This window comes from Pleomorphochaeta caudata (genome assembly GCF_055395745.1).
This window is the reverse complement of the sequence record NZ_AP042458.1, coordinates 2,228,884-2,242,431: the sequence shown is the minus strand read 5'-3', so window position 1 is coordinate 2,242,431 and position 13,548 is coordinate 2,228,884. Positions and strand designations below refer to the sequence as shown.

General features: G+C 25.2%; 13 protein-coding genes, 2 tRNA genes and 1 pseudogene. 12 read left to right on the top strand and 4 right to left on the bottom strand.

Translation table 11 applies throughout. The annotated features are described in order from the left end of the window. The first annotated feature begins 3 nt into the window (after window positions 1–3). The 7 genes and pseudogenes from ACZ5RS_RS10380 to ACZ5RS_RS10350 all read left to right on the top strand — a co-directional run. Window positions 4–1,425 carry a hypothetical protein gene (locus tag ACZ5RS_RS10380; protein ID WP_464635133.1) on the top strand — a complete coding sequence of 474 codons (1,422 nt, stop codon included), beginning with the start codon at window positions 4–6 and terminating at the stop codon, window positions 1,423–1,425. A gap of 17 nt (window positions 1,426–1,442) precedes the next feature. Beyond that, window positions 1,443–2,318, top strand: a complete 876-nt coding sequence (gene ftsY / locus ACZ5RS_RS10375) for a signal recognition particle-docking protein FtsY (protein WP_464635131.1) — start codon at window positions 1,443–1,445, stop codon at window positions 2,316–2,318. Window positions 2,319–2,327: 9 nt separating this feature from the next. After that, window positions 2,328–3,356, top strand: coding sequence for a hypothetical protein (locus ACZ5RS_RS10370; RefSeq protein WP_464635129.1), 1,029 nt, complete (start codon window positions 2,328–2,330; stop codon window positions 3,354–3,356). Then, entirely contained in the window at window positions 3,346–4,506 is a 1,161-nt protein-coding gene (locus ACZ5RS_RS10365; RefSeq protein ID WP_464635127.1) for an ABC transporter permease, read from the top strand. The genes ACZ5RS_RS10370 and ACZ5RS_RS10365 overlap by 11 nt, the downstream gene beginning before the upstream one ends. Next, window positions 4,499–5,191: an ABC transporter ATP-binding protein gene (locus ACZ5RS_RS10360; protein WP_464635125.1), complete on the top strand. Its 693-nt coding sequence runs from the start codon at window positions 4,499–4,501 to the stop codon at window positions 5,189–5,191. The genes ACZ5RS_RS10365 and ACZ5RS_RS10360 overlap by 8 nt, the downstream gene beginning before the upstream one ends. After that, a complete protein-coding gene (locus ACZ5RS_RS10355; protein WP_464635123.1) occupies window positions 5,184–6,344 on the top strand; it encodes an FtsX-like permease family protein in 1,161 nt (386 codons plus the stop codon). The genes ACZ5RS_RS10360 and ACZ5RS_RS10355 overlap by 8 nt, the downstream gene beginning before the upstream one ends. Window positions 6,345–6,385: 41 nt before the next feature. Then, a pseudogene (locus ACZ5RS_RS10350) lies at window positions 6,386–7,282 on the top strand (ribonuclease Z); the annotation flags it as partial. A gap of 148 nt (window positions 7,283–7,430) precedes the next feature. On the opposite strand, the gene ACZ5RS_RS10345 reads toward ACZ5RS_RS10350, so the two are convergent. Then, window positions 7,431–9,053: a hypothetical protein gene (locus tag ACZ5RS_RS10345; protein WP_464635121.1), complete on the bottom strand. Its 1,623-nt coding sequence runs from the start codon at window positions 9,051–9,053 to the stop codon at window positions 7,431–7,433. A 76-nt stretch (window positions 9,054–9,129) separates the two neighbouring features. On the opposite strand from ACZ5RS_RS10345, the gene ACZ5RS_RS10340 reads away from it, so the two are divergent. Together ACZ5RS_RS10340 and ACZ5RS_RS10335 are read left to right on the top strand one after the other, a co-directional pair. Then, on the top strand, window positions 9,130–9,576 hold the full coding sequence (locus ACZ5RS_RS10340) for an FtsB family cell division protein (RefSeq protein ID WP_464635119.1): 447 nt from the start codon (window positions 9,130–9,132) through the stop codon (window positions 9,574–9,576). Between the two features lies 1 nt (window position 9,577). Further along, complete coding sequence (locus tag ACZ5RS_RS10335) at window positions 9,578–10,153, top strand: L-threonylcarbamoyladenylate synthase (protein ID WP_464635117.1); 576 nt, start codon at window positions 9,578–9,580, stop codon at window positions 10,151–10,153. Window positions 10,154–10,229: 76 nt separating this feature from the next. On the opposite strand, the gene ACZ5RS_RS10330 is transcribed toward ACZ5RS_RS10335, so the two are convergent. Continuing rightward, complete coding sequence (locus ACZ5RS_RS10330) at window positions 10,230–11,543, bottom strand: DUF1015 domain-containing protein (protein ID WP_464635115.1); 1,314 nt, start codon at window positions 11,541–11,543, stop codon at window positions 10,230–10,232. A 283-nt stretch (window positions 11,544–11,826) separates the two neighbouring features. Between ACZ5RS_RS10330 and ACZ5RS_RS10325 the strand changes: the two genes are divergently transcribed. Genes ACZ5RS_RS10325 through aroH form a run of 3 tightly spaced genes read left to right on the top strand, consistent with a single transcriptional unit; the run spans window position 11,827 to window position 13,177 of the window. After that, window positions 11,827–12,450, top strand: coding sequence for a thiamine diphosphokinase (locus tag ACZ5RS_RS10325; RefSeq protein ID WP_464635113.1), 624 nt, complete (start codon window positions 11,827–11,829; stop codon window positions 12,448–12,450). Then, window positions 12,451–12,789, top strand: a complete 339-nt coding sequence (locus ACZ5RS_RS10320; RefSeq protein ID WP_464635111.1) for a hypothetical protein — start codon at window positions 12,451–12,453, stop codon at window positions 12,787–12,789. It begins immediately after the preceding gene. Window positions 12,790–12,808: 19 nt separating this feature from the next. Then, window positions 12,809–13,177, top strand: coding sequence for a chorismate mutase (gene aroH / locus ACZ5RS_RS10315; RefSeq protein WP_464635109.1), 369 nt, complete (start codon window positions 12,809–12,811; stop codon window positions 13,175–13,177). 100 nt (window positions 13,178–13,277) lie between these two features. Here aroH and ACZ5RS_RS10310 read toward each other — a convergent pair. Both ACZ5RS_RS10310 and ACZ5RS_RS10305 read right to left on the bottom strand, forming a co-directional pair. Continuing rightward, a tRNA-Thr gene (locus ACZ5RS_RS10310) sits at window positions 13,278–13,351 on the bottom strand. A gap of 20 nt (window positions 13,352–13,371) precedes the next feature. Next, window positions 13,372–13,445, bottom strand: a tRNA-Thr gene (locus ACZ5RS_RS10305). Between the last annotated feature and the right edge of the window lie 103 nt (window positions 13,446–13,548).

The following is a 13,548-nucleotide window of genomic DNA, read 5'->3' as shown; positions in this document are numbered from 1 at the left end:
TATATGAAAAAAGCTATTATTTTTATTATATTGATTAATTTTAGCTTATTATTAGCTGCAGAAGATGTCTCTTATGATATCGCTACAGCTTTAATTTTAAGTGATAATAATAATCAAAGTCTAATTAATAATGATAATGGCTTTAATTATATTTCTAATTTAGAAAATTATTCTTTTCCAAATTCTCAAATAAATGATCTATTAAGTATTACAAAATTATGTAATATATATTTATCTAAATTAGAATTATCCAAATATTTTATAAATTTAAAAAATGATAATTTAAAACAAATAGAAAAAAATAAATTATCCCAAGATTTAAATTCTGCTATAAATAATTACTCTGATGATTTAAGTACAGACAATTTATCAAAAATAAAAAATAAACAACAAGATATAGATAATCTAGATTCAAATTTTAATCTAGAAAATTCTATGACACTTTCATTTTCAAATTTTGATGAAACTCAATACTTATCAATTTTAATGAATAATAATAATCCTTATATTATTAATAATTTATTAAAACAGTATGATAAAGATGCATTTTTGTTAGTCTCTTTTGATAATATTAGCAATTTGACAAAACTAAAAATTGAATACCTAGATAAAAATGAAAGAAAAACTATCTATGATAAAATTGTTGAAGACAAATTGCTTATAAACAATGAACAAGATATTTTATCAAATTTGGTAAAATTCTTTAATAATGAATTTGCTGTTGCAAAATTAGAAAATGGTAGTTCATCAATAATTTTTGAAGAAATATTAAATACTTCAAAAAACAAATTAGATAATACAAGTATAGAAAAATATAATGAAGTAGAAATTTATAATAATGATTTAAAACGAATTGAATTAAACAACAACTATATTATATTAAAAAAAGGAATTCATTATTTTAGATTATCATCATCAAAAGAATCTTTAATCAAAAAAGTTGAAATTACTGATTCAAATAATATAATAGATTTAAAACTTGATAAGCTAGTTGTTCCTTCTATAAATTTAATTTCTAACGTTGGACTTTTAACATATAAAATAAATGGTATAGAACTAGATAAGGCTATTTCTACAAATCTAATTAACCAAGAAGTGCCATTTTATATTGAAGCTGAAAAAGAGGGTTTTAATCCTTTTACAGTATTAAATAACAGCGAATTAGATAATATTGAGTTTAATTTGAAACCTTTATGGCAAACTTCAACTCAAGTAATTGATAAAGCACAGAATGATTTTTATTCTTCATTGTTGTCTTATATTTTATTTAGCTTTACAACTTTGACGATAAATAATATAAATGAAGCTATGAACAATACAGAACTACAACCAGTTATTGATGTACTATCTACATCAATGATTGCATATAGTTCAATTAATATAATAAATAAGTTAATATCTTATATTAACTTAGCTACTAATTAAAATGATATGGAGTAAATATGTTTGATAAATTTGGGGCAAAATTAAAAGCCTTATTTAGTACAAAAAAATTGGATGAAGCCTTTTTTGAAGATTTAGAAGATTTGTTAGTTGAAGGAGACTTGGGCGCTACTATGGCAATGGACATTTCTGACAAATTAAGAGCAAGAGCAAAAGAAGAAAAATGCGATACTCAAGAAGGTTTACAAAAGATATTAAAAGAAATCTTAAAAAATAAAATTAAACCATATGAAATTCCAGTTGATAAAAATGATTTAACTATTGTTTTAGTATTAGGTGTAAATGGTGTTGGGAAAACTACTTCAATTGCAAAAATAGCTAATAGATATAAAAACGATGGTTATAGTGTAATTTTAGCAGCAGCAGATACATTTAGAGCCGCAGCAATTGATCAGCTTGAATTACATGCAAACCGTTTAGGAACAAGAATAGTAAAACAAAATAATGGTAGTGATCCAGGTGCAGTAATTTTCGATGCTATTACTAGTGCTCAAGCTAAAAAAGATAATTTAATTTTAGCAGACACTGCAGGAAGAATGCATAATAAAGAAAATCTATTAAGAGAATTAAAGAAAATTGATAAAATAATTAAATCAAAAGGTATCGATGATGCTCACTATAAAAAGATTTTGGTAATAGATAGTACTACTGGACAAAATGGATTCTCTCAAGCAAAAATGTTTGATGATGCAGTTAAATTAGATGCAATAATTTTATCAAAATATGATAGTGCAGCCAAAGGTGGAACCTTAGTACAAATAGGTGAAAAATTAAATTTACCAGTAGCATTTGTTGGTGTTGGTGAATCATATGATGATATAAAATTATTTAATGAAGATGAATTCTTAGATTCTTTAGTTGGTTTAAAGAAATAGAGTATTTTTATGAAGAAAAAAGCCTTTTTAATTAGTATTTATTTGCTTTGTTGTTTTAATTTATTTGCAACAACTTATAATTCTAATTCTATTGGCCAAAAAATTGGCGAATATGATGGAAAAAGTGAATTTTACCTAGTTGAAGAGGCAAATACAACTACTATTAAACAATCGCTTTATAAAAATAACCAATTAATTCAAACTAAAACTATTAATGAAAAAAATGATATTAAAACTATAACAATTGAAGATTCATCATCTAAAACATACCAAGTTTTTAATAATGATATTTTAATTAGTGAAATGGTTAATAATATCAAAACTGTTTATAATTATGAACAAAATAAATTAATTTCTAAAATTATCTCAGAAAGTAATAATATTTTAGAAGTTGATAAATATTTCTACCTTTCAAATGGAAAATTATCTTCAATTTTGAAAGTAAAAAATGATTCAGAAATTTATTCTATAATAAACTTTAATGATGATAATTTAAGCATTAGCTATAGCACTTTAAATTCTAAAGATTATAAAAAATCTCAAATAACAGAGGGAATAATTAATTCAATTGAATACAAGGATGATAAATTAGTTAATAATATTGAAGTAGAAAAAACAACAGATGAAAATTTAATACTCACAAAACAAGATAAAAATTCAATCAAAAAAGAATATTATAATAAAGGTGTTTTAGATAAAGTTGAAACATATTATAATGATGAATTAATTAAATCCATAAAATATTATTACAATAATGATTATTTATTAATTAAAACGGTTTTAGAAGAAAAAGATTATAGCGAATTAACAAAAAGCTATGATAAGATAACACAAACTATTACTGATTATGAAAATAGTAAAATTAGTAAAGTTCAAGTTTATGAAAACAATAAATTAATAAGCAGTTACTATTTTGATCGAAATAACTACAAAATTGAAGATTTATATCAAAATGGTACTCTATATTGTACTATTACATATGATGGTGATAATATAATTGATATTCAATATAGAAATGAGGGTAGTGATGGTATTTAGTATAGCTAGAAGATATGCTTTTTCTTCAAAAAATAGACATCGCTTAACTTCAATTAGAATTGCTATTGGTTTATTATTTTCAACTTTAGCTCTAAATGTAATAATTTCTTTTATGATAGGATTACAAGACAATAAATTCTCTTTAATCAGAGAATATGTTAGCTACGATGCTGTAGTTGAACTAAATCAAAATCTTGATACAGATGAATATTTAAACAAATTAAATGAAAATGAAAAAATTGACTTTGCTTTTAAATTTATTGAACTACCTACAATAGTCACCGATAATGATAATTCTCAATTTTTTGGAAAAATTCGTGCTTTCAAAACCGAAGATTTTGAAAAACTTCCATATTCCTTTATAAAAGGAAGTTCTGATAAGGATGGTATCATTTTTGGTTATTCAAATTCCTTAAACTCTAATTTTGATTATAATAAATATGTAGAATTTACTATTCTAAAAAAAGGAAAAACTGTTACCATAGTTCCATATCAAAGTGAAAAGCAAATTTCTGGAATTTATTTTACTCCTTTAGGAGATTTTAATAATAATTATATTTTAAGTAATTATGATAGTATAAAAAAAATAGCTCCTTATTCTACTGATATTATTGGTGTATATGGAGATGTTGATACAATTAGAACTATAATAGGTGATAATGGCTCTGTAAGCAGTTGGAAAGATCAAAATGAGAGTTTATATGCTGCAATGAAATTAGAGCAATATTTAATGTATTTAACGCTTTCTTTAATCAGCATAATCGTATTAATCCATTTATATAATAGTACAGTTAATTTAATTCACTCAAAAACTAAAGAGATTGCTATGTTAAGAGCACTTGGGCTTACAAAGAAACAAATAAAAAATATTTTTACAATATCTTCTTTAATTGTTGGTACTACAGGTATTCTTTTGGGATCTATTTTATCCTTTGTTGTACTATATTTCTCTTCTTCAATAATTGGATTTTTGAATTTGATAACCTCTTATCAAGTTCCCTTATTAACTGTAAATATAAATTTAAATTTTTCTATTACAAATTGTTTAATTATCGCAATTCCATTATTTGTAATAACCTTTATAATGAGTCATAGGGCAATATATAAATTGTTAAAAAATGACAGCATGGAGATTTTATTAAATGAGTAATATTATTGAATTAAAAAACATATGTAAATCATATCCATTACCAAATAACACCGAGACTCTTTCAATAATTGATAATTTATCTCTTGATATAGAACAAGGTAAATCATTATCCATTGTCGGTAAAAGTGGTTGCGGTAAAAGTACATTATTACAAATTGCTGCATCTTTAATTAAACCAAATAGTGGTGAGGTTATTTTTAACAATAAGAAGATATCAAAATTTAATGATAAAGAATTATGCAATTTAAGAAATCAAGAAATGGGTTTTATATTTCAAAATAGTTTATTATTAGAAGATTTTAGTGCTTTTGAAAATATTATGATGCCATTATTAATTAATAACACTCATAAAAGTATCGCTAAAGAAAGGGCCAAATATTTATTAAAAGAAATCAATCTTGAAGATAGAGCATCTCACAAGCCCTCCCAATTATCTGGAGGAGAGAGACAACGTATTGCTTTAGCAAGAGCTTTAAGCGTAAATCCTAAAGTAATTTTTGCTGATGAGCCAACGGGCTCTTTAGATGAAGAAAATGCTACTTATGTAGAAAATTTATTAATGAATTTAGTAGAAAAAGAATCTGTTACATTAATTTTAGTTACTCATAATAAACTTTTTGCATCAAAATGTAATAGAACAGTTCAATTAACACATGGAAAAATTAATGAGGAAGTAAGTGATTAAAGATATAAATAAACTTTTAATTAAAAAAATATTACTATCACAAAAATCAAAACACAAACTTATTAGATCAGCTATATTAATCATTTTAATAGTTGCTTTATTAATTGTTTCTACTGTTTTCATTAATTCTATGTCTAATGGAATTGCTAAAAAATTTGCTTTATTAGTAAATGGAGATATTGAAGTTTATACAGATACTAATTTAACAGATAAATATGATTTTATTAAATCATCTGATTCTGTTTTTACAATTGATTCATTGATTTATGGAAGAGAAACTACTCAAATAAGTCTGATAAAAGCAGTAAATGATTCATATTTTAATTCAGATAGAATGAAAAGCTTAAAATTAGAAATAACTGAAGATTCATCAAATTTGCCATCTATATATATTTCTAATCAAATTGCAACAAAACTTAATTTAAAACTTGGCGATAGAGCTGCAATAATTCTTGCAAAAGATGAAACTAAGGTTCGTCCAAAACTATTATTTATTAAAGGGATATTTGACTCAGGTTATAAAGAAATAGATCAAAACCTTTGTTATATGAATTTAGATGATTTGAAAAAGATTTATAATGATGAGGTTTCAATTCATCAGGAAGTTGTCTTAAAAAATAATATAGATATCAATGAAGCTCTATTAAATTTAAATTTAGATAATTATATATCAAGGGCTTGGTATGAATTACAACCAGCAGTTTATAATAATTTATTAACTAGTACACAAAGTCTAACAATTATTTTTGTTGTTATTGCTTTATTAACAGGATATTTTATATCATCGATATCTTCTGATATAATAACTAAAGATCATAAAAATATTGCAATTAATAAACTTTTAGGATTAAAAAATAAAAACTTAAGAAAAGTATATTTTTTAGCAATTGAATTCTTTACAATAATTTCAACACTTATCGGTGTAATATTGGGCATAATAATTAGTAAAACATTTTTATCTATACTGGGTAAATTCTCATTAGAAAGGATTCCAGCCCTTAGTTGGTATCTCTTAGATTTTGATGTATTAATTCCCTTTAATAGCATTTTAATCATATCTATTTCATTAATTTTGATTTCCATGATTAGTGTATATCTAAGTTTATTTAGAATCAAAAAAATTGAAGTTTTAGATCTTTTAAATCATGAGTAATTTATGTTGCTATCATTAGTATATTTTTTTATAATAGACTCATGGATTTTGAAGTATTTATTTTAGGAACTAGTGGAATGATGCCTTTACCAGGAAGATTTCTAACCAGTTCAATGATAAGAAGAAAAGGTGAGTTATTCCTTTTCGATTGTGGTGAAGGTACTCAGGTATCTTTAAAAATGCTAAATCTTAAATGGAAAAAAATTAATAAAATTTTTATATCTCATATGCATGCAGACCACGTTACAGGATTACCTGGTATACTTATGCTTTCAGCTCAAGTTGACAGAGTAGAACCTTTATATATATATGGCCCAAAAAAATTAAAAGAATATATTGATTCATCAAGAAAAATTCTAGATATGTATATAAATTATGAAATTATCTTTGAAGAAGTTAATGAAGGAATAATTATAGATAATGATGAATATTCTATCGAAGCTATCAAATTAAATCACACAAAACCATGTTTTGGTTATGTATTGAGAGAAAAAGATAGACCAGGGGAATTCTATCCTCAAAAGGCTATGGAATATAAAATAAAACCCGGACCTGATTTTGGTAAACTACAAAAAGGCGAATCCATCATTAATAGTGATGGGTTAAAAATCACTCCTGAAATGGTTATGGGAGAAAACAGAAAGGGTAGAGCATTTAGTTATATCACTGATACATTATACTTAAAAAATATTGCTAAAAAAATTAAGAATGTTGATTTATTATTGTGTGAAGGAATGTTTGAAGCAGGAATGGAAGATATAGCTAAAGAGAAAAAACATATGTGCGTAAATCAAGCTGCTCAAATAGCTAAAGATGCAAATGCAAGAATGCTTGCCTTAATGCATTATAGTCCACGTTATAATGATTTTGAATTGAATGCTCTTAAATATCAAGCACGAGAAATTTTCCCAAATACTATTTTAACTAAAGATAGAATGATTTTTTCTATACCAAATGATGGGGATGCTATAGAAATTACTAAAGAAAAAATTGTTATACAAAGTAAAACAAGAGTTAATATAACAAAATAAAAAAAATACTTGAGATTTATAGTCTCAAGTATTTTTATGTTTAATAATATATATATTAACCTAAATAAGCTTCATTGATTAATGTTTTAGCATCAATATCTCTATTCTCTTGGCTTGCATAACCAATACTTATATTTGAAAGATCATAAAGAGCTTCGCTTTTATTAATTAAATTATTGATACAAGCTTTAACACTTTCTTTACCTTCGTAAGGGAAAATAATAGCAGTATTATTGTTATCAGTATTATAAACATAAGTATATGATGGTAAATTTGATAAAATACTAGTTTTAATATCATCATTTAAAATATTATCTCTATCAAAAACTACTAAGGTAATATCAAAATTAAAGTTTTCTTTAGAATTATCTTTTAATTCAGAATTCAAGAAATCTTCTAAGTTATTTGATAAATCTCCAAAATCAGAACTAATATCAGCTAATGGATTCTTAATATATTCTATAGCAGATTTTGCTTGATCATAAGATAAGGCTCTAATAGCACTATTAAGCTCTTCACCAAATGGTAAATCTTCATTAGCAACCATTTGACCATTATCAATAAAATCTAAACCATCATTAATTTGTTCTTTATCATAAGCATTTAATCTATCAATTGTTTGATAGTCAAAATTATTTACAAAGTCATTATTTAATAAATCTAACCCTTTATTAACAGTATTATCATCAACTGCTGAAAGACGATTAATAGTTTCTGGTGTAAAATTATTAAATTCAACAGAATTAGGATTTGCTACATCAGGAGCTCCATCATCAATATAATCAAGCCCTACATTTACTTGAATACTATTATATTCTTGTAGTCTTGTTAGAGTATCTTTGTCTAAGTTTTCAAAAACTCTAGCATTAGGATTTGCAACTGGAGGACAGCCCATATTAATCCAATTTAAAGCTTTTGTAATATCTTCATCATTTAAATGAGATATTGCTAAAATATTATTTTCACTTAAATTTTCTAAGTTATAATATTTTTTATTATTATTAATCCAATCAATAACATTCTCAGCTTCTCGTTGAGATAGAGTAGCTAATTGATTTATTGTTTCTTGATCAAGATTATTAAATAAACCTAATTCATCTTCAGCTTCATTACAACCAGCTTTAATCCAATTATAAGCCTTCATAGCTTCATCTGCAGTTAAAGAAAATAAATTATTTGTTATTTCTTCATTAAAAGGAGATACTATTTTATCATCATCTTCTTCATAATAATTAAATATTCTAAGTAGTTCTGAATTACTATATTTGCTTATTTTTTGATAAACATCATTATTAAAATAATCTTTTAAAGAATATTGGACTGGTTTATTATATCCATTAGCATTGATAGGATTGAATTCACTATAATTTAATTTGTCAGTTGGATCATCATTTATGGTATCAAACAATGGTGCATCATAACTATTTTTAGGTAATAAATCTTCAGTTTTATCTTTAACATTGTTATCTTTTGAAGAAATAATTGAACCAATTTCAATTAATGCCAAACCAATTAAGACAGGTAATAAATAAATCAAAAAACGATAAATATCCTGAGTTTGTAAGTCATAAATCGGAACTAAATACTTAATTGAGAGAAAACCTAATGATAACAAAACCAATAATGACACAATTATTGAGAAGAATATATTCCTAACGTAGCCTGTTTGTTTTGACATTATTACCTCCATTTAGACTTTACAACTATTATACTAATCATTAATATTAACTATATTATATAGGATGGCATGTCCCATGACAATAAAATTTTTCCAAATATTAACAATAAGTACTTTTGTTTCATATATACTTTTAATAGTTGTAGCTTCTGACATAGGAATTATACAATATCAACAAATTAAAGACAATATATACCGAGAAAAAAAAGAAAATTCCGAGTTAGAAAGTGAAATTAAAGATTTAGAAACAGAAATTGAACAACTAAAAAGCAATGAACAAGTTTTAGACCTAGCTTATGAATTAGGTTATGTCAATACTGGCGATAAAATTTATTATACTGACTCAAATTCTACTGAAACAATAAAGAATTCTTCAAATTTAAAAATCTCATCTAAATTAAATACAAAAAAAAATTTATTTTCGGGTTGGAAAAATTATCAATTTTTTTTATTATCATTACTTATTGGTATTGCATTTTCACTTTGTTATTTAATAATATCAAAAAAAATGGAGAATAAATAAAATGAATGATGAATATTCTGAAGTCCTATATATAGAACAAGAAAATACATTTAATAGAACCATAGAATTATTAAGGGAAAACAAGGTTTTAGTTTTACCTTGCGATACAATTTATGGTTTGTGTGCTAAAATGGGCGAAGCCGAAGATACATTAAGAAATATTAAAAAAAGAAAAGAAACTAAACCTTTTTTAATTTTAGCAACAATAGAGCAGGCTCAAGAATTATGCTATATTCCAGATGAAATTCTTAAACTATGGCCATGTCCTCTTACTGCTGTTTTAAACAAAAAAGAGGGTGGAACTCTTGCAGTTAGAGTACCTTCTGATCCTTTTTTACAATCTTTATTAAAAGAATTAGGTTATCCAATTTATTCTACTAGCATTAATGAAAGTGGATATAGCTCTTTAACAAATATTGTAGATATCATTCTTAATTATAAAGATAGAGTTGCAGCATTTGTAGTAGATAGTGATATGCAAGGAGATACTCCTTCAACTCTAATTGATGTAAGTAAGAAACCATTCACAATTCTTAGACAAGGCAAATACAAAGTCCCACAAGAAATATTAAATTAGCAATTAAATGTTAATAAAGAAGCATTCTTAAACTTTAAGAATGCTTCTAAGTTATTATATATATAAGAGTAAAATCTTATTTATTTAAGGCTCTTGCTTCCATGTAATAACGTTTTTCATGAGCTTCACCCATAGAGAATGTTTTACGAGGAAGGGCTTTATCTTTTATTATTGCATCAAAGAAAGTATGTTTAGATACATCAGGCATTAATAGAGCAATATTATTATCTTTAGTTCCTAAATCAATAGTATCGTTAAAACCGTGAATATAATCTAAAGAACAAATGTTTTTTTCAATAATTTCATCTAAAATTAATTGAATAGTTCCTGCAGCAATAGCTCCATCTGGAGTGTTAACTTTATATAATAAAAGTCCATCAGCTTTTGTTGCTAAACCGAAAGTTTGACCTTCTACTTCTTCAATTAATTTCTTTAAATCATCTCTTGAATCACACTTTGTAACTTCATAACTACTACAATGTACACTTAATAGATCATCAAATTTATTTTTGTCTAAATTAAATAATACTCTATGGATTGGTTCAAATTCTAAACCTTCATCATGAATATTTTCTATTTCAACTAAAGCAAATCTTGAAGGATGATTTTTAATTTCATCTTCACTTAATTCTTTTTTAATATCTTCCCAGCAACTTTTTGCAGTAGCCAAAGAATGGTTTCCATCACCCATAGCAAATAATAATGGATTTGCCTTATCTAGTGAGTTATATAAACCTTCTAAAGCATTTGCCATTTGATCAAAAGCTTTTTCATCATTAATTAAATAACCTTCAAGTTTACCACCGTTTTCCATCAATGGAGTTTCATAAACTTTTGTTAAAGAATCTAATTTTTTTGTAAAAGGTTCAATTAAGGTTCTCTTTTCATCATTAATTAAAACCATAATATGGGGTAATTCTAATGGAGCATTTTTTCTAATCTTTTTTCTTGGTGGTATTCTTGATAAAATAGTACCTTCTGTTGCTCTTATTAAAGAAACAGAATCAGGACTAAAATCATATTTTTCTAAATCTAAAGCACCCATTAATCCCCAACGATGAGTATTACCAACAGAACGCTTTACTAAGAAAAAACATTGATTAAAGGTATCAAAAATACCTCTTTCAACATATTCTTCCATAGTTGAATTAATACTTTTTATAGTTTCTTCTTCTTTTCCATCTTCTAAATAAACTTCAGGGAAAATTAAATTTAATGTACTAGGACTAGACTCTACAAAATTTTCAACTCTTTTCCAATAATCTCTATCTGAAGTATATTGATCACAAGCAACAACAGCCCATTTTTCTAAATCTATTCCCTTTTTAGGAATCATAATATCTGCTGGATTAAGAGCAAGTGCACTTAAACGATTTATAGCTGATGACATAAAATTATCCTCTCTTTATAATTTTTCTGAATTTATAGTACAGTACATAATCTGATTTGACAACCATTATTTTTACTTTAATAATTATTTTTTTTGTTTATACTTAAAATAATTTTATAAAAATTAATAGATATTTAAATTATTTACTAATAAAACGTTATATATATAAATTATATTAAAAAAGTAATAAAAAGCTTTAAAAAAACAAAAATTTTGATATTACAGTTTTAAAATAGCAAAAAATCATTTATTATATAAATAGATAAATTATAAAGGGTTAATTATGAGAGCAATTGTAGTAACTAATGGGAATGCCCCATTATCGATTCCATCTAATTTTGCTAAAGATTCTGATTTGATTATAGCCGCTGATGGTGGGCTAGAGGTTGTCGAAATTTTAGGCTTAGATTGTGATATAGCAATTGGAGACTTTGACTCTTTAAATAAAGTAGAATTATTAAATAATATTAACTATCAAAGATATGATAAAGATAAAGACTTTTCTGATACTGAATTAGCAATAGCGTATGCTAAAGATCAAGGCTGTGATGAGTATATATTACTTGGTGGTGGTGAAGGAAGAATGGACCATCTACTTGGTATTTGGGGAATATTCAAAAACTATGGACCACCAATTTGTTGGCTTACTAGAAAAGATGCTTTATATTTAGTCAAAGATAAAAAACATTTTAATACAAGCATTAATGAAACAGTTAGCATTTATAATGCTATTATAGACTCAAAATCTATAGTTAATTGTAAAGAATTAAAATGGCCCCTAAATAATTTTATGATTAGTGCAAATCATTTTTCTCTCTCTAATCAAGCAATTAGTGGTGAATTAAATGTTGAGTGCTTAAAAGGTAGCGTATTTGTATCATTCTTAATGCCAAGAGAAGAGGTATAAATGTTAGAATCACGCAGAGTTCTTGAACTAGGAAATAGAGTACATTGGTATATGATATGGTTAAGTGTCGGAATATTCTTTTATTATGTTTTGGCTCTTTCTTATGATATTAACAATCAATATATGTTTTTTTTATCAAGATTTTTATCAACCTTTTTATTATTTTCTTTAGTTTTTGGAATTTGGAGTATAGTTTATTCCATTGCAATTTTTTTCCAGGATAAAATCTTTCCTACTAGAATATTTATATTAAGTTTTGTTAGAATAATTTTAATTTTATTATTGGATATTATATATTCATTAATATTAAATATTGCTGGTAAATCAATAATCATATAAAAATCATGAGGTATGAAAAATGCAAAACATAAGTGCACTTAGAGGAGCTACAACAGTAGAAGTTGATAGCAGTGAAGCAATAGATTATGCGGTTAAAGAATTATTTGAAAACTTAATGAAGTTAAATAATCTAAATGAAGAAGATTTAATTAATATACATTTCACAATGACTGAAGATCTAAAGAGCAAAAATCCTGCTGCTGCTTTAAGAAAAGCTGGTTATGCTAGTGATGTTGCTTTATTTTGTTCACAAGAGCCTACAGTCGATAATATGTTAGAAAAGGTTATAAGAGTAATGATTCTTTGTTATAAAGATAAAAAAGAATTAAGACATGTATATTTAAACAGAGCAACTAAACTTAGAAAAGAATATGCATTAGAAAAATAAATTATTAATTGACTTAATTAAGCACAAATAGGAAAATACCTTATTTGTGTTTTTTTTGAGCAAAAAAAATGATAATTATAAAAATTATCAAAAAAAAAAAAGCCACCTGTCAGATTCGAACTGACGACCCCGAGATTACAAATCACGTGCTCTGGCCAGCTGAGCTAAGGTGGCAAAATAAAATATTAATGTTGAGCCACCTGTCAGATTCGAACTGACGACCCCGAGATTACAAATCACGTGCTCTGGCCAGCTGAGCTAAGGTGGCGAACAATTGGGAATATACAAAAGATGAGCTAAGCTGTCAATAGAAAATGAAAAAATAATTATTTTTTCTTAATTTTATTGCTTTTCAAAAGTATTTTATAAAT

What these genes read in the sequence shown, in the direction of transcription:
- aroH (WP_464635109.1), top strand. Translation starts at nt 12,809, where the DNA reads ATGCAAAACATAAGTGCACTTAGAGGAGCTACAACAGTAGAAGTTGAT.
- ACZ5RS_RS10365 (WP_464635127.1), top strand. Translation starts at nt 3,346, where the DNA reads ATGGTATTTAGTATAGCTAGAAGATATGCTTTTTCTTCAAAAAATAGA.
- ftsY (WP_464635131.1), top strand. Translation starts at nt 1,443, where the DNA reads ATGTTTGATAAATTTGGGGCAAAATTAAAAGCCTTATTTAGTACAAAA.
- ACZ5RS_RS10335 (WP_464635117.1), top strand. Translation starts at nt 9,578, where the DNA reads ATGAATGATGAATATTCTGAAGTCCTATATATAGAACAAGAAAATACA.
- ACZ5RS_RS10330 (WP_464635115.1), bottom strand. Translation starts at nt 11,543, where the DNA reads ATGTCATCAGCTATAAATCGTTTAAGTGCACTTGCTCTTAATCCAGCA.
- ACZ5RS_RS10370 (WP_464635129.1), top strand. Translation starts at nt 2,328, where the DNA reads ATGAAGAAAAAAGCCTTTTTAATTAGTATTTATTTGCTTTGTTGTTTT.
- ACZ5RS_RS10345 (WP_464635121.1), bottom strand. Translation starts at nt 9,053, where the DNA reads ATGTCAAAACAAACAGGCTACGTTAGGAATATATTCTTCTCAATAATT.
- ACZ5RS_RS10360 (WP_464635125.1), top strand. Translation starts at nt 4,499, where the DNA reads ATGAGTAATATTATTGAATTAAAAAACATATGTAAATCATATCCATTA.
- ACZ5RS_RS10380 (WP_464635133.1), top strand. Translation starts at nt 4, where the DNA reads ATGAAAAAAGCTATTATTTTTATTATATTGATTAATTTTAGCTTATTA.
- ACZ5RS_RS10325 (WP_464635113.1), top strand. Translation starts at nt 11,827, where the DNA reads ATGAGAGCAATTGTAGTAACTAATGGGAATGCCCCATTATCGATTCCA.
- ACZ5RS_RS10320 (WP_464635111.1), top strand. Translation starts at nt 12,451, where the DNA reads ATGTTAGAATCACGCAGAGTTCTTGAACTAGGAAATAGAGTACATTGG.
- ACZ5RS_RS10340 (WP_464635119.1), top strand. Translation starts at nt 9,130, where the DNA reads ATGACAATAAAATTTTTCCAAATATTAACAATAAGTACTTTTGTTTCA.